The sequence below is a fragment of the Ruegeria sp. YTSA105 genome (genome assembly GCF_059610225.1).
The window spans coordinates 182,941-201,621 of sequence record NZ_JBXWNE010000002.1 but is presented as its reverse complement, the minus strand read 5'-3'; the positions used below and the strand labels follow the sequence as shown (position 1 = coordinate 201,621).

General features: G+C 56.7%; 15 protein-coding genes. 9 read left to right on the top strand and 6 right to left on the bottom strand.

The features are described from left to right. Nucleotides 1-11: 11 nt before the first annotated feature. Nucleotides 12-809, top strand: coding sequence for a hypothetical protein (locus AC2FH2_RS03615; protein ID WP_496822891.1), 798 nt, complete (start codon nucleotides 12-14; stop codon nucleotides 807-809). Between the two features lie 77 nt (nucleotides 810-886). Here AC2FH2_RS03615 and AC2FH2_RS03610 read toward each other — a convergent pair whose 3' ends face one another. The 4 genes from AC2FH2_RS03610 to AC2FH2_RS03595 all read right to left on the bottom strand — a co-directional run bounded on the left by AC2FH2_RS03610 (nucleotide 887) and on the right by AC2FH2_RS03595 (nucleotide 4,276). Next, nucleotides 887-1,387: a bactofilin family protein gene (locus AC2FH2_RS03610; protein WP_271947570.1), complete on the bottom strand. Its 501-nt coding sequence runs from the start codon at nucleotides 1,385-1,387 to the stop codon at nucleotides 887-889. After that, nucleotides 1,377-2,702: a M23 family metallopeptidase gene (locus AC2FH2_RS03605; protein WP_281971933.1), complete on the bottom strand. Its 1,326-nt coding sequence runs from the start codon at nucleotides 2,700-2,702 to the stop codon at nucleotides 1,377-1,379. Before AC2FH2_RS03605 ends, AC2FH2_RS03610 begins: the two co-directional genes overlap by 11 nt. A gap of 210 nt (nucleotides 2,703-2,912) precedes the next feature. Next, the gene (locus AC2FH2_RS03600; RefSeq protein ID WP_496822889.1) at nucleotides 2,913-3,785 is read right to left on the bottom strand and encodes a ferritin-like domain-containing protein; all 873 of its coding nucleotides are present in this window, start codon (nucleotides 3,783-3,785) and stop codon (nucleotides 2,913-2,915) included. A 29-nt stretch (nucleotides 3,786-3,814) separates the two neighbouring features. Next, complete coding sequence (locus AC2FH2_RS03595; RefSeq protein ID WP_496822887.1) at nucleotides 3,815-4,276, bottom strand: peroxiredoxin; 462 nt, start codon at nucleotides 4,274-4,276, stop codon at nucleotides 3,815-3,817. A 68-nt stretch (nucleotides 4,277-4,344) separates the two neighbouring features. Here AC2FH2_RS03595 and AC2FH2_RS03590 point away from each other — a divergent pair, with 68 nt between their 5' ends. The 4 genes from AC2FH2_RS03590 (at nucleotide 4,345) to AC2FH2_RS03575 (ending at nucleotide 10,892) form a co-directional block, all read left to right on the top strand. Beyond that, nucleotides 4,345-7,728: a YhdP family protein gene (locus AC2FH2_RS03590; RefSeq protein WP_496822885.1), complete on the top strand. Its 3,384-nt coding sequence runs from the start codon at nucleotides 4,345-4,347 to the stop codon at nucleotides 7,726-7,728. A gap of 44 nt (nucleotides 7,729-7,772) precedes the next feature. Further along, complete coding sequence (queA, locus tag AC2FH2_RS03585; protein ID WP_282027353.1) at nucleotides 7,773-8,819, top strand: tRNA preQ1(34) S-adenosylmethionine ribosyltransferase-isomerase QueA; 1,047 nt, start codon at nucleotides 7,773-7,775, stop codon at nucleotides 8,817-8,819. 111 nt (nucleotides 8,820-8,930) lie between these two features. Further along, nucleotides 8,931-10,205, top strand: a complete 1,275-nt coding sequence (locus AC2FH2_RS03580; protein ID WP_496822883.1) for an MFS transporter — start codon at nucleotides 8,931-8,933, stop codon at nucleotides 10,203-10,205. A gap of 108 nt (nucleotides 10,206-10,313) precedes the next feature. After that, nucleotides 10,314-10,892 carry a DUF924 family protein gene (locus AC2FH2_RS03575; RefSeq protein WP_496822881.1) on the top strand — a complete coding sequence of 193 codons (579 nt, stop codon included), beginning with the start codon at nucleotides 10,314-10,316 and terminating at the stop codon, nucleotides 10,890-10,892. Here the strand turns inward: AC2FH2_RS03575 and AC2FH2_RS03570 are convergent. Next, nucleotides 10,889-11,323 (bottom strand): hypothetical protein, encoded by a 435-nt coding sequence (locus AC2FH2_RS03570; protein WP_496822879.1) that lies wholly within the window; start codon nucleotides 11,321-11,323, stop codon nucleotides 10,889-10,891. The two genes, AC2FH2_RS03575 and AC2FH2_RS03570, sit on opposite strands and share 4 nt — an antisense overlap. A 214-nt stretch (nucleotides 11,324-11,537) precedes the next feature. Here AC2FH2_RS03570 and lpdA point away from each other — a divergent pair, with 214 nt between their 5' ends. Then, nucleotides 11,538-12,932 carry a dihydrolipoyl dehydrogenase gene (gene lpdA, locus AC2FH2_RS03565; protein ID WP_496822877.1) on the top strand — a complete coding sequence of 465 codons (1,395 nt, stop codon included), beginning with the start codon at nucleotides 11,538-11,540 and terminating at the stop codon, nucleotides 12,930-12,932. A 109-nt stretch (nucleotides 12,933-13,041) separates the two neighbouring features. Here the strand turns inward: lpdA and AC2FH2_RS03560 are convergent, their stop codons facing one another. Beyond that, nucleotides 13,042-14,427 (bottom strand): M20/M25/M40 family metallo-hydrolase, encoded by a 1,386-nt coding sequence (locus tag AC2FH2_RS03560; protein ID WP_496822876.1) that lies wholly within the window; start codon nucleotides 14,425-14,427, stop codon nucleotides 13,042-13,044. A gap of 324 nt (nucleotides 14,428-14,751) precedes the next feature. On the opposite strand from AC2FH2_RS03560, the gene hemA reads away from it, so the two are divergent. From hemA to ispG, 3 genes are all read left to right on the top strand, one after another. After that, a complete protein-coding gene (gene hemA, locus AC2FH2_RS03555; RefSeq protein WP_271947553.1) occupies nucleotides 14,752-15,975 on the top strand; it encodes a 5-aminolevulinate synthase in 1,224 nt (407 codons plus the stop codon). Between the two features lie 128 nt (nucleotides 15,976-16,103). After that, the gene (locus AC2FH2_RS03550) at nucleotides 16,104-17,315 is read left to right on the top strand and encodes a helix-turn-helix domain-containing protein (RefSeq protein WP_142633252.1); all 1,212 of its coding nucleotides are present in this window, start codon (nucleotides 16,104-16,106) and stop codon (nucleotides 17,313-17,315) included. 70 nt (nucleotides 17,316-17,385) lie between these two features. Beyond that, nucleotides 17,386-18,507 carry a flavodoxin-dependent (E)-4-hydroxy-3-methylbut-2-enyl-diphosphate synthase gene (gene ispG / locus AC2FH2_RS03545; RefSeq protein WP_142633254.1) on the top strand — a complete coding sequence of 374 codons (1,122 nt, stop codon included), beginning with the start codon at nucleotides 17,386-17,388 and terminating at the stop codon, nucleotides 18,505-18,507. Nucleotides 18,508-18,681: the final 174 nt, after the last annotated feature.

Sequence of the window (18,681 nt, the reverse complement as noted above, 5' to 3'; positions counted from 1 at the left end):
ATGGGTGTGGCATGGAAATATGGGTTCAGCCTACGATGACGTCAAAGACGAATAAGCCGGTTAAGGCCAAGTTATTGCCGGATGATCCGTTCTTCCCGCTCATTCAGGATGCTTATCGCGTTTTTAAACGTCCAAAGCCAAGCAATATCGAGGTCTGCGAAGGGTGCTGCATGGAACCGGATATCGAGGCTGATTTCTTTCACCCGCCCATTCAGGAACTGCCGTTGCACTATCTTCAGGACTGGTATTTTGCAGCGAGTGATCCGGGAGGGATTGCCAAGAATACCTGGGCCTATCTTTTGCCGCGTGTGCTAGAGGTCTTGGCCTGTGGCGAAGAGGTAAGCTCTGTCGGGATCGAAGTCAGCCTGAGCCGGTATCCGACGGGACAGGCCCGGAACTGGTCGTCGGAGGAGTGGCGTGTCCTGGACGATTTCCAGAAACGTTTTCTTCTGAAGGCGATCGAAGGGGGCTCAGAAGAATGTCTGGACGATACGCTATGCATGTTTCGCCTCGGGGGTTGGCCAATGGATGGCCTTTTGGCGCAAGTAGCCGCAGTTAAAACGGCGACTTTGGCAGAACGGTTCTGGCAGGACTGGTGTTACGGGTATGCACCCTCGGTTTGGATCACGGCCTTCTGGGAAAGCCCGGACGGCACGGCTGCATTTGATTTTTACACGTCTGAAGTCATGTATCGAAGAATGCAGCAGCTTGCCTTTGATGATGGCACGCCACCAGAATTGTCCGAAAAGGCGCTAATGGTCGCAGAAGTGATCGAGGCCAATGCGACCTGGAACCAACCTGATCAGTGAAAGCCTTTCGGTCAGAATTGCAAAAGAAAACGCCGCAGGCTGTCCCGCGGCGTTTGTTTCCTGTCAGTCCGTCAGGATTACTGTTTGACGTCAGCAGCCGGGTTAGCGCCCGGTTTTCCGCTGCGGCCAGGGTTCAGAGGATCGTCCTGACGCTGAACGGAGCCTTCGAAATGCGCACCGCTTTCGATGGCGATTGTCTTGTGAATGATGTCGCCTTCGACCCGTGCGGTCGAGGTCAGGCGCACTTTCAGGCCACGCACGCGGCCAACGATACGGCCGTTGATGACAACGTCATCTGCAGTGACTTCGCCCTTGATGGTCGCCGTTTCACCGATGGTCAGCAGATGCGCACGAATGTCACCTTCCACCGTACCTTCGACCTGAATGTCACCCGAGGTTTTCAGGTTTCCGGTGATGTGCAGATCCGAAGACAGCACCGATGCGGGTGGCTTGGGTTTGGGCGCGGTGCTGGCCTTGGTTTCCGTCGGTGCAGGGGTTGCCGGAGTGGCCGGAGCGGCAGGCTTGGCGGCCTCTGGGGCATTGGTTCCGGGCTCGTTGATTTTGCTCTTAGAAAACATTTCTTGCAGCCTTGATGTAAGTCATTGGGTTAACAGGTTTTCCGTTTACGCGGACCTCATAGTGCAGGTGCGTTCCGGTCGACCGTCCGGTGTTACCCATATCAGCAATATGATCCCCGCGCGAGACCCTTTGGCCAACCTTAACCCGTAACTTGGTGTTATGAGCGTAAAGTGTCTCAATTCCAAAGGCGTGCCGGATTTTGACCAGACGCCCGAAACCCGATTGCCAGCCCGCATGGGTGACAACGCCGTCGGCGGTCGCAAAGATATCAGTTCCATGTGCACCGGCGAAATCGGAACCGTTATGCATGCGACGACCGCCCGTTTTAGGGTCACGGCGCGTGCCAAAGCCACTGGTAAAGCGGACAGCCGCTTTTACCGGGCTGGCAAACGGGGCCTTTTCTGCTGCGATACGATAGAGGTTCAGCTGGTCCATCTGTTGCAACAGAGTGTTCGCGCGGATCTCGTCGGGGGTCAGGTCCTCACCGCGCGTGCTGAAGGAAATTGGGGTGAGGGGGCCACCCATGCCGCTATAGCCACGCCGTACTTCTTCAATGATACGGTCAGTTGGCATACCTGCCTGTCGGAACATCTTGTCGAGCGGTTCGACCGAGATGATCATTGCTTCTTCTAGCTGACGGAAAATTTCGTCGCTGCGTTCCTGCATCAGCCGGATCTCAAGCTCGAGATCGTCCCGCTGATCCAGTGCGTTCCGGGCGTCGGCTGCGATCTGATCACGCTCTTGCGCGGTGCGGGTCAGAGCAACGGTCATAAATTCCATCTGTTCGGGGCTGGCAGTGTTTGCCAACGTGAGCCCATCATCAGAATCTGATTGTTGCAGCGCCGCAAGCTCCTGACGGGCAGATTCCCGTTGTTTCATGGTGGTGCGCAGGGTGGACTGGATTACCTCGATCCCCGTTTCCAACTCACGGCGGCTGTTTTCGGACGCCAGCAGCTCGGATTGCATCGCAGAGATCTGCTCAAGCGCGGCGTTGAACCGGTCCTGAGCCATCAGAGCCTCATGAGCGCGCACGTCACGCTCTGCTGACAGGATATTCAGCCGCTCCTGATATGTCGCCTGATCGCGCTTGGCCTGTTCCCGGAAGTTGCCTGATCCGATGCTGTCCATCAACAGGATTGCCGTAGTGACCGCAGTCCAGCCAACAAACAGGGCAACACCAGCAACTGCAAAGATTTGTGTCTCTGAGCTGAGCCGGATGAACCGTGTGTCATTGTCAGATTTCAGAAAGACCCGGCGTTCCGGGAAGTGCTGCTCAAGCAGCGAATGTAGTTTGATTGCCAGACGTGTTCGCACGCGCCTTACCTCTCGATCCCCAAATTCGGGATCGGTTGTGAGTGGTCTCCGTCCCTTGGGGCAACTGAATAGAGGGGACGTCCGATTTGGGCAAGTTTGTTAACTAGTTCACACGACAAACAGGGTTAATCCCGCCAATTCTCGGCGAGAAATTGCCGATTACATCAACTGGAGGATGTTTCAAAGACCGCTATGACCGTGCATGCCGACCTAGCAGGCAGAGCCGGGCGGCGGCAGGCCTTCGGTCAGCGGCCAATAGAAATCCGGCGGTAATCCGGCTTCGGCCCGCTTTTCTTCGTTGAAGGGCGGTTTAAGAACGCCATGAAAATAGCGCCGGACCAGATCGTGAAAGATACCCTTTGGGTCAGCGTTCTCGCGTCCGCAAAGGAAATGGAACCACTTGGACCCGTAAGCAACATGCCCGACTTCTTCGGCGTAGATCACCTCGAGCGCGGCAATGGCCTGTTCAGCCTTTGCCTTGCGGAAGATGTCAATCATGCCGGGGGTCACATCCAGACCCCGCGCCTCAAGCACCATCGGTACTACGGCCAAACGGCCCATCAAATCTTCTGCTGTATCTTCGGCAGCGCGCCACATACCCGCATGGGCGGGCAGGGCGCCGTAATGACTGCCCATCTGTTCCAGGCAATCGCAGACCATTTCGAAGTGGCGCGATTCCTCTTCGGCGCATTTGACCCAGTCGTCGTAGAAACCGATAGGCATAGGGACATGGCCAAATCGGGCGATGATATCCCAATGCAGATCAACCGCGTTCAGTTCGATATGGGCGACCGCGTGTAGCAGGGCGATGCGCCCAGCCTCGGAGCCGGGGCGGCGCCTTGGGACATCCCGGGGGGACAGCAAATCTGGTTTGTCCGGTCGGGCGGGTTTCAAAGGCGGTGTTGCGGTGCCCACTTCAATCGCAGGAGCGTCCCCTGATCGCGCCGCAAACCAAGCTGCGGCATGGCGCTTGGACAGGGCGGTCTTTTCGCGCCCGTCTGCTGTGGTCAGAACTTCGGTCGCCATTTGGGTCAGTGTTTTCGACACCGGGATATCTCCGCTTTCAAGATTTGTTCGGGTCATAATCCGGATGACGACCGCGGTGAAGAGGGTTACAGCGCGCGCACGGCTTCCAGTACCTCTTCCACATGGCCGGGCACTTTGACCTTTCGCCAGATGCGAGCGATCTTACCGTCGGCGTCAATCAGAAAGGTTGAACGCTCGATCCCCATCGACTTGCGCCCGTACATGTTCTTCTCGACCCACACACCGTAATCCTCGCAAACGGTCGAGCCTTCGTCGGACAAAAGTGGCGTCGTAAGACCGTGTTTGGCGACGAATTTGTCATGCTTAGCCACCGTGTCGCGCGAGATGCCGAAAACCAGGGCGCCGGCATCAGCAAAGGCTTGAAGTTGTTCCGAGAAACCGATGGATTCCTTGGTGCAGCCCGGCGTATCATCAAGGGGATAGAAAAACAAAACGACGGCGCTGCCTTGCAGGTCTGACAGCGTAACCTCACCACCGCCGTCGCGGGGCAAAGTGAAACCGGGGGCGATGTCTGTAACGTCGGGCATTGGAAACTCCGCTAAAGGTTTTTAAGTGCTGCCTGACATCATGGTGCGGTGCAAGCAGGTAATAGGGCGTGGGTCGGAATTTGGCGCGGCAAGAAGATACACAAGAAGGCCCGGACGGGAAACCCCGCCGCCGTCGGTCACGCCGCCGCATCGCTGCGTGGGGGATCGTCGGAACCTTCCTGTTGCTTTGCCTGCTGGCCTTTGGCGGCTGGTTCTTTCTGATTGGCAAACAACTGCACGCGCCCGACTGGATGCGGGCGCAGGCCGAAAAACGGCTGGATGAAAGCCTTGGAGGGATCAAGATCCGCTTTGGCGACGCCAGCTTTATCGTCAACGAAAACTGGCTGCCACGTTTGCGACTGACGGATGTGACCATAAGCGACGCGGCGGGACAACAGATCGCGCAAGTGGCGGATATGCGCACACGGTTGTCGATGCGGTGGCTGCTACGGGGGAAAATCCGGCCGCGCACGATTACCCTGCGCGATGCCCAAATCGCATTGACCCGCGGATTGGACGGGGCGCTTTCGTTGACAGTCGGTTCTGGCAGTGCACCGGTTCAGCGGGCGCGGACATTGATCGAGTTGATCGAGGAATCTGACGATGTCTTTTTGTCACCGCTGCTGTCGGGGCTGCGGTCGGTCGAGCTTGAGTCGTTGACGCTGGACTATCAGGATTTGCGCCTGTCGCGCGCCTGGGTTTTCGACGGCGGACATATTTCGATCATCCGTACCGGTGACGAAATGCGCATGTCCACCGGGTTCTCTGTTCTGACAGGGCGCGATTATGCCAGTTCGATTGAGGTAAATTATACCAGCGTACTTGGAACGCCCCAGGCAAGCTTTGGCTTTGCGATAACCGACCTGCCTGCCGAAGATATTGCAAGTCAAAGCCTAGCCTTGTCATGGTTGCAGGTCCTTGACGCTCCGATCTCGGGCGCGGTGCGCGGCAGTGTTGATGGCAACGCGGCGCTGGGGCCGTTATTTGCGACCCTGAACCTTGCGGCAGGCGCGGTGCAAGCCAACCAAGAGACAAAACCGATTCCGTTTGAATCCGCCAGGGCTTATTTCAGCTATGACCCAAGTCGGCAGGAGCTGGATTTCGACGAGGTTTCTGTAGTCTCCGCCTGGGGGTCCGTTCAGGCCGAGGGAAGGGCCTTTTTGAGAGGTATCGAGAATGGACTGCTGGAAAGCCTGACCTCTCAACTCCGTCTCAGCAGCATCGACATCAACCCGGCTGGTCTGTTTCCGGAACCCCTCAAGTTGGCGCGTGCCGACCTTGATCTGAAGATGAAGCTGGCCCCGTTCGAGTTGCGCCTCGGACAGATGACGGTTGAAGACGAAAACCTAACGCTGCGTGCTAGCGGTAATCTGAATGGTGAAGCCGAAGGTTGGTCGGGGTACCTTGAGGCTCATCTGGACGAGTTGGAGTCAGGCCAGTTGCTGAGATACTGGCCCCAATTACTTGCCGAAAAGCCGCGTAAATGGGTGTCCGACAATTTATATGAAGGCCGGCTCTCGGATGTCGATTTTGCATTGCGGTTGAAGCCGGACACCAAGCCGGACATTTACTTGGACTTCGGGTTCGACGACGCCAAAGTCCGCTTTGCCAAAACTTTACCGCCGGTCCATGACGCTCAGGGGCAGGCCAGCCTGATCAACCAACGGTTTACGGTGACAGCCGAGAAAGCGGTTGTCATTGCCGATCAGGGCGGCCCGATAGACGGGTCAGGAACATCCTTCATTATTCCGGATACGTCGATCAAAAAGCTTTCGCCGGCGATTGTGCGCGTCAAGGCCAAGGGCTCGGCAACGGCCGCCTTGTCTTTGATGGATCGTCCCCCTCTGCAGCTGATGACAAAGGCAAATTTGCCCGTGGATGTGGCCTCTGGCGATGTGGAACTGTCAGGCACCTTATCTCTGCCGATGAAGAAGGGGCTGAAGTTCGATGAAACCCAGTTTCACTTTACTGGTAAGATTGGTGATGTGCACAGTGATCGCTTGGTCAAAGGTTTTGTCGTCAGCGCGCCTCAGTTGACTATTTCAGGTGACCAATCCGCTGTCGAAGTCGGCGGCGACGGATATTTCGGCGACGTGCCCCTGCAGGCAACCTGGCGCCAGCCTATTGGGGGTCGAGAACCGAAACCCAGTGAACTGAAAGGGCAGATCGAGATTTCGCCCCGGTTGGTGACCGAGCTGCGTGCCGGGTTACCAAAGGGTATGCTGACTGGAAAAGGCGTTGCCGAAATAACCTTGGGCATCGGTGCTGGCCGCCCCCCGAAACTGACGGCGACATCGGATCTGGAAGGCGTAGTGCTGTCTATCCCCGAGCTCGGGTGGCGCAAAGGCGCTGGTACCAAGGGGTCGATCGATGTCGAGGCAACGCTGGGCGATCAGATGCGCGTGGATACACTTCGGCTGGATGCGGCGGGGTTGAGAAGCCTGGCCTCCATTAATTTCAAAAATGGTGCTTTCGATCGTGTAGAGTTCAGCTCATTCGAATTGGGGAACTGGCTTGCGGTTCCGGCGGAGCTGATTTCACGGGGGTCAGCCTTGCCCGACATCAGGGTTTTAGGGGGCGTGATGAATCTGGGGGGCGCGACCTTTGGATCCTCCGAAGGTGGTGGCGGTGGTTCCGGGCAGGGGCCCGAGCTGGATGTAGTGTTGGATCGCCTCCAGATTACAGAGACGATCGCCCTGACCGGGTTCAAGGGAAAATTTGCGACAACTGGCGGTGTCAGCGGCGCGTTCACGGCGAATGTAAACGGCGGTGCTGCTGTGCGCGGGCAGGTGACCCCGCGCGGAGGGCGCAGTGCAGTCAATCTAATCTCTGGTGATGCAGGCGACGTTCTGAGATCGGCCAAAATGATAACCCAGGCGCGCGGTGGCAAACTGGACCTGCAACTGGAACCGGTCGGCGGGGCCGGGAACTTCGATGTTATCATGAAGATCGTGAACACCCGAATTCATGACGCCCCGGCCATGGCTGCCTTGCTGAACGCAATCAGCCTTGTTGGGCTTGTGGATGAAATGGCTGGGCAAGGCATCTTTTTCTCGAGCATCGAAAGCCGAATGCGGATTACTCCGACCGAAATCAAGGTTCTCAGCGGCAGCGCCGTCGGTCCTTCGATGGGATTGTCCTTCGACGGGACAATCGACACGGTTAGCGAAATGCTGAACTTGCGTGGCGCGATTTCCCCAATCTATCTGGTGAATGCGATTGGAAGTGTCTTCACCAAAAAAGGTGAAGGTGTGATCGCGTTCAATTATACTCTGACCGGCCCTTTGAAATCACCCTCTGTCTCGGTCAACCCTCTGTCAGGGCTTGCGCCATTGTTCTTGCGCAACCTTCTAAGGGAGCCCGCGCCGAAGGTTCAGGATGGGCCAAATGCACAGAAAGCCAAGCCGGATGAGCCCAAGCGCACATTTGGATCGCCGCCAAAAGACAACTGAACAGGGATATAGCCGAATCTGATACGACCCTGTAAGGCGCGCCCATGAAACTCAGCGATTTCGATTTCCACCTGCCCGAGAATTTGATTGCCACCCGGCCTGCCAACCCGCGGTCTTCGGCGCGTTTGCTTGTGGCCGAGGGCGATGCAATCTCGGATGCGCACGTCTTTGACCTGCCAGACTGGCTGCGACCCGGTGACCGGCTGGTGTTGAATGATACGCGGGTCATCCCGGCACGCCTCAGCGGGCGGCGTCATCGCGACAGTGCGCAAGGGCCGGTGTCTGCGTCGATCGAAGCGACGTTGCTTGATCCGCAGGCAGACGGCACCTGGGCCGCGTTGATCAAACCGCTCAAGAAGGTCAAGACAGGTGAGGTTATCCGGTTTTCGGATCAACTGAGCGCTGAGTTGGATAGGGTGGCGGACGGACAGGCCTTTCTGCGGTTTAACCTTACCGGGCAGGATTTTGATGCTGCGCTGGAACAGGCCGGCGCCATGCCGCTGCCGCCCTATATTGCCGCGAAGCGCCCTGCCGATGCGCAGGACAAGACGGATTACCAGACGATCTGGGCGCGCAACTCCGGGGCCGTGGCCGCGCCCACCGCGTCGCTGCATTTTGACGAAGCGCTGATGCAGGCGCTTACCGCGCGCGGCGTTTCTGTTTCCTACGTTACGCTTCATGTCGGTGCCGGAACGTTTCTGCCAGTCAAGGTCGAGGATGTGACGACCCATAAGATGCATGCAGAATGGGGCAGGGTCAGTGCGGAAGCCGTCAGTGAAATTCGTGAAACCAAAGCCATAGGTGGCCGTGTCATTCCGGTGGGCACAACCGCGCTGCGATTGATCGAAAGCGCCGCCCGCAGTGGGCAGATCGTACCCTGGGAGGGCGATACCGACATCTTCATCTATCCGGGCTTTCAGTTTTACGTCACGGATGCGCTGATCACCAATTTCCATCTGCCGAAATCCACGCTGCTGATGTTGGTTTCAGCTTTGATGGGGCAGGATCGGATGCAAGAGGTTTATGAGCACGCGATTGCGCAGAACTATCGGTTCTTTTCATATGGGGATGGGTCGCTTTTGATCCCTTGAGCGGCGTGTTGTCGGGATCGTTGCGTTTCGATGTCGTAGACAAGCTGGTTCAAAGCCGTTTTTGATATAAAAACGAATCTCTAGTTCAGGTTAGCAATCTCGGAGGCCTCTATGCTTCAGGTCATTACCAGCGCGTGGTCACTTCTTCTTGGCATGGGCCTGCTTATGATTGGCAATGGCCTACAGGGCACAATCCTGGGCGTTCGAGGCGAGATCGAAGGGTTTTCGACCCTTCAGATGTCTGTTGTGATGTCAGCTTATTTCGTAGGTTTCCTCGGAGGTTCTCGCCTTGCACCGGAGATGATCCGGCGGGTGGGGCATGTGCGGGTCTTTGCTGCGCTCGCTTCTTTTATTTCGGCCGTGATGATCATGTATCCGATGTTGACCGAGCCAGTCGCGTGGGCTTTGGGGCGTGTCGTGATCGGGTTTTGTTTCTCGGGAGTGTATGTCACCGCCGAAAGCTGGCTGAACAACGCGGCCAATAACGAGAACCGGGGCCAGGCGCTTTCGCTTTATATGATCGTACAGATGACTGGGATCATCACCGCTCAGGGGCTTATGCTGGTTGGCGATCCTGCTGGTTACGAAACCTTTGTGATCGCATCCATTCTGGTTTCGGTTTCCTTTGCTCCGATTCTGCTGTCGATTTCACCGACACCGGCATTTGACACGACCAAGCCCATGACATTGCGTGAACTGATGGGGAAGTCGCCGTTGGGCTGCGTGGGCATGTTCCTGCTGGGCGGAGTGTTCTCGGCCCAGTTTGGTATGGCGGCGGTCTATGGCGCACGCGCTGGGCTGACACTGGTTGAGATTTCGACCTTCGTGGCGGCGTTCTATGTCGGGGCAATTCTGCTGCAATATCCGCTGGGGTGGTTCTCGGACCGGATGGATCGCCGGTTCCTGATCATGCTGGCGGGCATCATTGGCGCATGTGGAGCGGCCACCGCGATGATGTTCGGGGCGACCTCATTTCCGTTCCTTCTGGCCTCGGCCTTTGTGATTGGCGGCATGTCTAACCCGCTCTATTCGCTGCTGATTGCGCATACGAATGACTTTCTTGAGCATGAGGATATGGCGGCGGCCTCTGGTGGTCTGGTCTTCATCAATGGAATGGGCGCCATCGCTGGCCCGCTGATTACCGGGTGGTTGATGGGCGATGACGTGTTCGGACCTTCGGGCTTTTTCCTGATCATCTTTGCACTGCTCGCGGCCACTGCGGTCTATGCGATGTATCGCATGACACAGCGTGCGGCGATCCCTGTGGATGAGACGGGCACAATGTCTCCGCTGTACCCAACGGCCTCGCCGGTGGCCTTCGAATTGGCGCAAGAGGTGGCCATCGAAGCGGCCGAAGCTGATCAGGAAACGCAAGATGTAGCCTAGGACACGAAATTATGTCGCAAGTGTTGCAATTTTTTACTGTCACAAATCTGTAAAACAGCCTTAAATGACGTTACGTCCCTGGGGAGGGCAAAACGACGGAGCAAGGCAATGGTAGGGCCTGAAGACGTATTGAGTTTTTGGTTGGATCAAGTTGGTCCAGAAGGTTGGTATATTGAGGACGAAGCGCTAGACGCAGAAATCCGCGAAAAATTTCTATCTACATGGGAAATAGCCAGTGAGGGGAAGTTCTCTCTGTGGCTGACATACCCCAGCGGGGCATTGGCCTATATTATTCTTATGGATCAGTTCCCTAGGAACATGTTCCGCGGCAGCGGCAAGGCGTTCGCGACTGACAGGGCGGCCTTGTCGGCAGCGAAATGCGCCATCGACAAGGGCTGGGATCTGAAGATTGATGAGCCCGCGCGGCAGTTCTTTTATCTGCCTCTGATGCATTCGGAAAATCTGTGCGATCAAGAGCGGTGCGTGCGCCTGATGTGCCAGAATATCGACGGCGCCAAGTCATCCAATCTGCTGCACGCAAGGGCGCATCGAGAGGTGATCCGCAAATTCGGTCGTTTCCCATATCGAAACGAAGCCTTGTCGCGGCCCATGACTGAACACGAAACCGCCTATGTAAACATGGGTGGATACGGGTCCACAGTCCGAGAGCTTCAGGCCGCAGGCTAGCTTTCGACTGAACACCCTTTGATTGCGATAATACGGTCGGCCACAGTGTCGGCCGTTTTTTCTATTGCAGTGCTGATAAGGACGTCGGGCGTTTCGGCGACCGCCGCGATACGCGACTGCGTCGCCTGCAACGTATCTTCGATTTGGTTCAAACGATCGAGCGTTTGCGAGACCCGTTGGGCCGTAGCCGTATCGGCAATCGCATCAGTGGCCTGGAGTGTCGCCAGATCCGCGCGAAGTGCGGCCAATTCGCCGCGCACCCCTTGAACCTCTTCGCGCAAGGGGGCAACGATCTGAACCTTCTGTGAAAAATCAGACATCAGGGATTGCGCCGTTGTAGTCAGCTTCCAGCCCAGAAACAAACACAAGGCCAGCAGGATAAGCGTGGCGTTTATCAGGGCCAGGACCAGATCTTTCAGCGTTTTAGCCATGTTATGCCTTTCGAAAAATTGGTTTTAAATGCGGGCAACTGTGCCACTTAGCTATCTTCTAGCGTTTCGATCCGGTGCGGTATAGGCTCGAACCTCTGCAACCGGCCCGGGTTTACCTGGCGTAGCTTTTGTCGCGGGGACTAGGTGTTGAAGGGTGGCTGGTATTAGTTTAATGGTAAACTAATTTTCAAATGACCTGCTCCGAGAGGGAAACATGGCAGCACAATCTTTTGATCTGATCGTAATCGGCGCGGGTCCCGGCGGCTATGTCGCTGCCATACGCGCAGCACAGCTTGGTCTGAAAACAGCGGTGGTCGAACGCGAACATCTCGGGGGGATATGTCTAAACTGGGGCTGCATCCCGACCAAGGCGCTGCTGCGGTCTTCCGAAGTGTTTCACCTGATGGAGCGTGCAAAGGATTTCGGGCTGAAGGCCGAGAAGATCGGATATGATCTGGATGCTGTGGTCAAACGGTCCCGCGGTGTTGCCGGGCAGCTTTCGGGCGGCATCGGTCACCTGCTGAAAAAGAACAAAGTGACGGTTGTCATGGGCGAGGCGACGATCCCTGCGAAAGGCAAAGTGTCCGTTAAAACCGACAAGGGCAGTGAAGAGCTGACCGCCAAGAACATTGTTCTGGCGACCGGAGCCCGCGCCCGCGAACTGCCCGGGCTGGAAGCGGATGGTGATCTGGTCTGGACTTACAAACACGCGCTGCAGCCGCCGCGGATGCCCAAGAAACTGCTGGTCATCGGATCGGGTGCAATCGGGATCGAGTTCGCAAGCTTCTACAATACGCTCGGTGCGGATACGACCGTGGTCGAGGTCATGGACCGGGTTCTGCCCGTGGAAGATGCCGAGATCAGCGCATTTGCCAAGAAGGCCTTTGTCAAACAGGGCATGAAGATCATGGAAAAGGCGATGGTCAAACAGTTGGACCGCGCTAAGGGTAAAGTCACCGCGCATATCGAGGTGAAGGGAAAGGTTGAAAAGCACGACTTTGACACTGTGATTTCTGCCGTGGGCATCGTCGGCAATATCGAAAATCTGGGGCTTGAGGCTTTGGGTGTCAAAATCGACCGGACCCATGTTGTGACTGACGAATTCTGTCGCACCGGTGTCGATGGCCTATACGCCATCGGTGACATTGCCGGAGCGCCATGGCTGGCGCATAAAGCAAGCCATGAGGGTGTCATGGTGGCCGATCTGATCGCCGGGAAACATGCCCATCCGGTCAAACCCGAAAGCATCGCGGGCTGCACCTATTGCCATCCGCAGGTTGCGTCGGTCGGCTATTCCGAGGCAAAGGCGAAAGAGCTTGGCTATGACATCAAGGTCGGCCGTTTTCCCTTCATCGGCAACGGCAAGGCAATCGCGCTTGGAGAGCCCGAAGGGCTGGTCAAAACAGTCTTCGACGCCAAAACCGGAGAGCTGTTGGGCGCCCACATGATTGGTGCGGAAGTCACTGAGTTAATTCAGGGGTATGTGGTCGGGCGCCAGCTTGAAACCACCGAAGAGGATCTGATGAACACAGTGTTCCCGCATCCGACTTTGTCCGAGATGATGCATGAAAGCGTTTTGGACGCTTACGGGCGCGTGATCCATATGTAACTCAGGGCAGGGGGTGCCCCTGCCGATCTGCGGGACGTTACCAAAAGTATCTTTGGCCAGATGAAGCAGCGAGCCAAGCTTCATCTGGCCTTTTGATTCCCGGATTTGCTTATCGGGTCAGCGCGTCGAGAATGCGTGCCCAGGACCGGATGCCCTTGTGAAAGCTTTTGACGTCATATTTCTCATTCGGTGAGTGAATGGCGTCGTCATCATTGGCAAAGCCCACCAGCATGGAATCCATGCCCAGCTCCGTGTTGAAATAGCCGACCACAGGGATCGATCCGCCCATTCCGGTAAAGACAGCCTCGCGCCCCCATTCATCGGACAATGCGCCTCGGGCGGCTTCGAATTCGGGGCGGTTGATATTCATGACGGATGCGGGCGAGCCTTCAAGATCGTTGTCCCACTGTACTTTCGCGTCGGGTGACAGGCGGTCTTCTACATGCTTGCGAATCTGGTCGCGCAAGGCGTCAGGGTTCATGTCACCCACCAGACGGCAGGTGATCTTGCAATGCGCCTGTGAGGGAATGACCGTCTTCGAACCGGCGCCGTTATAACCGCCCCAAAGCCCGTTTACCTCAAGCGTCGGGCGCGCCCATTGTTGCTGCAATGTCGAATATCCTTTTTCGCCATGTGGCTGAGAATACCCCACCGAGTTCAGATAATCCGCCTCATCGAACCCGCAGTTTTCCCATTGGCGCAACTGTTCGGCCGGGACCTCATGAACCCCGTCATAAAAGCCTTCGACAGCGACGCGACCAGTTTCGTCGTCATAGAACGAGGCAACGATCTTGGACAGCTCTCGCAGCGGGTTTAGCCCCGGTCCGCCGTAATGGCCCGAGTGCAGGTCGATCCGCGGACCGATGATGGTGAATTCGTCCTTGAGCATCCCGCGCAGCTGGGACGCGATTGATGGCACCCCACGCGACACCATCGAAGTGTCGCATACCAATGCCAGATCCGCTTTCAAATCGGCCACGTTTTCACGCAGGAACGGGACCAGCGACGGCGAACCGGATTCTTCTTCGCCTTCGAAGAAGAAGGTGATGCGGCAGGGCAGGGTGCCATGGACGGCCTTCCATGCGCGGCACGCTTCGACGAAGGTCATCAACTGTCCCTTATCGTCCGAAGAGCCCCGACCCCGGATAACTGGCCCATTTTCGGTTTCTTCAATGGCCGGATCGAACGGATCCCGGTTCCACTGGTTCAGCGGGTCAACGGGTTGAACGTCATAATGGCCGTAGAACAGAACATGGGGCGCGCTGTTGTCCTCGCCTATGTGGCCCACCACCATGGGGTGTCCGGTGGTCTCACGTTTTTCAGCCTGAATTCCTATGCTCTGCAGATCAGATACCAGCCAGTCAGCTGCCTGGTTGACCTGTTGGTCAAAGGCCGGATCGGTGGAAATTGACGGAATGCGGAGCAGTTCCATCAGGCGGTCGATTGAGGTTGGCAAATCGGCGTCGATGCGGTTCAGAACAGCGTCCAGCGACATAAGAGGGCTCCTGCTTGATTTGGATTTTCCGGAACCCTATCAGCGCCACTTTTGCCGTCTAGCCCGCAAGGACAGGAATCTGGTATAATATCGGAAACCCGGATGAGATAATGTGCTGTGCCTGCGTCGTTTCCTCGCGTCCAGGGGGCGTAACTTTACTTGTCGGTCAGGGTCAGAGCGGATATTTGATGCAAATCAAATAAGCGTTCACTGTGCTTGCGGTATCAAGCAGGCAGTGGGAAATGCTCTGGTGCAGATTCGTATCCTGCGCAGAAGAAGACGTTCGGTCGCCGTAATATCGGTCGGGCAACTAAGGAGAAACCGGTGGATTATACTGCTCAGCTTGATTCAGCGATCGCAAGGCTGCATGACGAAGGACGGTACCGGACCTTCATTGATATCGAACGTCGCAATGGTCATTTCCCGCATGCGGTGCGCACGCGCCTCGATGGATCGCAGCAAGATATCACCGTCTGGTGCGGCAACGACTATCTTGGCATGGGGCAACACCCTGTGGTGCTGGAGGCTATGCACGAGGCCGTGGATGCCGCAGGCGCCGGATCAGGTGGAACCCGCAACATTTCGGGCACCACGGTTTACCACAAACGGCTTGAGGCCGAGCTGGCCGATCTGCACGGCAAAGAAGCTGCGTTGCTGTTCACCAGCGCCTATATCGCAAATGACGCGACACTCAGCACTTTGCCGAAACTGTTTCCTGGTCTGATCATTTATTCTGACGCATTGAACCATGCTTCGATGATCGAAGGGGTGCGCCGCAACGGCGGGTCCAAGCGCATCTTCCGCCACAATGACGTCGCCCATCTGCGCGAACTGCTTGAAGCGGATGATCCCGCAACGCCCAAACTGATCGCTTTTGAGTCGGTGTATTCGATGGACGGCGATTTTGGCCCTATTGAAGAGATATGTGATCTGGCCGATGAATTCGGTGCGCTGACCTATATTGATGAGGTCCACGCCGTTGGCATGTACGGACCGCGCGGCGGTGGCGTGACCGAGCGTGATCGTCTTGCCCATCGGATTGACATCATCAACGGCACATTGGCCAAAGCCTATGGCGTCATGGGGGGCTATATCGCGGCCAGCACTAAAATGTGCGACGCTGTGCGGTCTTATGCTCCGGGCTTCATCTTTACGACGTCCCTGCCACCTGCCGTTGCTGCGGGTGCCGCAGCTTCGGTTGCCTACCTCAAAACTGCGTCCGAATTGCGAGAGCAGCATCAGACGCAAGCAAAGATCCTCAAGCTTCGACTCAAGGGGATGGGCCTGCCACTGATTGATCACGGCAGCCACATTGTGCCCGTGATTGTCGGCAACCCCGTGCACACGAAGAAACTCAGCGATATGCTGCTGGATGACCATGGAATCTACGTTCAGCCCATCAATTTCCCCACTGTTCCGCGTGGAACAGAACGCCTGCGTTTCACACCGTCCCCGGTTCATGGACCTGACGAAATGAACCGTTTGATCCAGGCGATGGACGAACTTTGGTCACATTGTGCGCTAAATCGCGCCGAACTTGCCGGTTAACCTAACGCTAAAGTGTGCAATTCGTATGCCGCGTGCTAAAATTACGCTAACAAAACTACGGCGCGAATCATTCTTTTAATGATTCGACCACGGCGTGAAACACGCACAGGCAGAATGGGGCAGCAGGGATGATTGGGCGCAGATCACAGCGCGGATCCGAAGGCGACACTGACGTCAGGCCCAAGGGCTTTGACGACTATGAGGTGCGGCTGGGTGACATGATGCGTGGTGAACGCGCAACAATGGGCAAATCCCTACTGGATGTGCAGCGCGAACTGCGGATCAAAGCCAACTACATTGCAGCCATAGAAGATGCCGACCCGGACGCCTTCGATACGCCCGGATTTATCGCTGGGTATGTGCGCTCTTACGCCCGCTATCTGGGGATGAACCCCGACGAAACTTTCTTTGCGTTTTGTAAGGAAAGCGGGTTTGAGGTCGCGCATGGCATGTCGGCCGAGGCGTCAGTGGTTCGAAAGACCTCGGGCAGCTTGCCGGCTCGCGGTCCGATGGGGCGCGATCCGTTTATCTCGCCAAACACTCCCTATATTCCCGGACGGGAATCGTTGGTCAGCCAGATAGAGCCGCGTGCCATCGGGTCGTCTCTGGTTCTGTTGGCTGTGATCGGCGGTATTGGATATGGCGGATGGTCCGTCCTGAACCGGATTCAGCAAGTGCAGGTAAGCCCGGTTGAACAGGCTCCGGTTGTCTTGTCTGATTTGGACCCGCTTGAGGCGGCGCGTGGCACCACCGAAGATCAAGTCGCGCTGATCGACACCCCCTCGGCTGAGGCTCTGGATAGGCTGTATCGCCCACAGGCCCTGGATTTGCCGGTGCTCGTTGCCCGTGATGCACCAATTTCTACATTGGACCCGCGTACCGTTGGCACCTTCCAGCCGCCTGAGCCGCCCAAGGTTGAGGTTGCCGAAGTCCATACGGTTCTTCGCCCGGCATTGCCGCAGGTGGTTGAACAGATTGATACGACCCTGAAAATCGTCGCCGTTGATCCGGCGTGGATGCGGGTCACCGCTGCGGATGGAAGTATCATCTTCGAGGGTACGCTTGGAACCGTCGAACAGGGCAGTACATTCGAGGTACCGCTGACAGAAGAACCGCCTAACCTACGTGCAGGTGCCGCCGGATCTGTCTATTTCTCGATGAATGGTGACCATTTCGGCCCGGTCGGAGCACCAGGAACTGTCGCTAAAGGTGTCGTACTGTCCAAGGATGCGGTTTCCGAACGCTATACGGTAGCTGATCTTGAGGCCGAGCAAAACGTCGCCCTCAAGCAACTGGTGGCGGAACTTCAGGCGCAAAGCTCTGCCGCACCGACAGAATGATCTGGCCATTGCAGTGGCCAGTTAGGCTGACTATTTAAAGACCAACTCAGACAGTCTTGGACCCGTCCACATGTCCCTTAATCACGTGCGCCCATGGCGCAATATCTACCGCCGCAAATCTCGTCAGATCATGGTTGGAAACGTCCCCGTCGGAGGTGACGCTCCGATTGCGGTGCAGACGATGACCAACACGCTGACGACGGATGTGGCGGCGACTGTGGCTCAGGTGCAGGCCGCCGCAGAGGCGGGTGCGGATATCGTGCGCGTTTCGGTCCCGGATGAGGCCTCGTCCAAGGCGCTGAAAGAGATCGTGCGCGAAAGTCCGGTACCTATCGTGGCGGATATCCACTTTCACTATCGCCGTGGGATCGAGGCTGCCGAGGCAGGCGCAGCATGCTTGCGGATCAACCCTGGCAACATTGGGAATGAAAGTCGGGTGAAAGAGGTCATTCAGGCCGCGCGTGACCATAATTGCTCGATCCGGATCGGGGTGAATGCGGGAAGCTTGGAAAAGCATCTGCTCGAGAAATACGGCGAGCCTTGCCCCGAAGCGATGGTTGAAAGCGGGCTAGAGCATATCCGTATTCTTCAGGACAACGATTTCCACGAATTCAAGATCAGCGTGAAAGCCAGCGATGTCTTCCTGTCGGCAGCTGCCTATCAGGGCATCGCCGAGGCCACGGACGCCCCCATCCATCTGGGTATTACCGAGGCCGGAGGACTGGTTTCGGGCACCATCAAATCGGCGATTGGTCTGGGCAATCTATTGTGGATGGGCATTGGCGACACGATCCGCGTCAGCCTGTCTGCGGATCCTGTCGAAGAGGTCAAGGTAGGGTTCGAGATTCTGAAATCTTTGGGCTTGCGCCATCGCGGGGTTAATATCATCTCATGCCCCTCTTGTGCGCGGCAGGGGTTCGATGTGATCAAAACAGTCGAGGCGTTGGAACAGCGTCTTGAACATATCAAAACACCAATGAGCCTTTCAATCATCGGCTGTGTCGTGAACGGCCCGGGCGAAGCGCTGATGACCGATGTCGGCTTTACCGGCGGCGGCGCCGGATCGGGTATGGTGTATCTGGCGGGCAAGGCCAGCCACAAGATGTCCAACGATCAGATGGTCGACCACATTGTTGAAGAGGTCGAGAAGAAGGCCGCTGAATTGGACGCTGCGCAGGAAGCCGCTGAGTAATTTTCCAGCTTGATTGGCCGTTGAATGACCAGTTCGGCAGGCATGCAGGGTCAATTCATAGGGCCTGCATGTTATTGGCCGCGTGTATCTGGTGGACCCCAATCCCAGACACCTCATTGAAAACGCGACGCTGTTGGTCCACATTATTGTGAGGAATGAGATTTTCATTCCCGC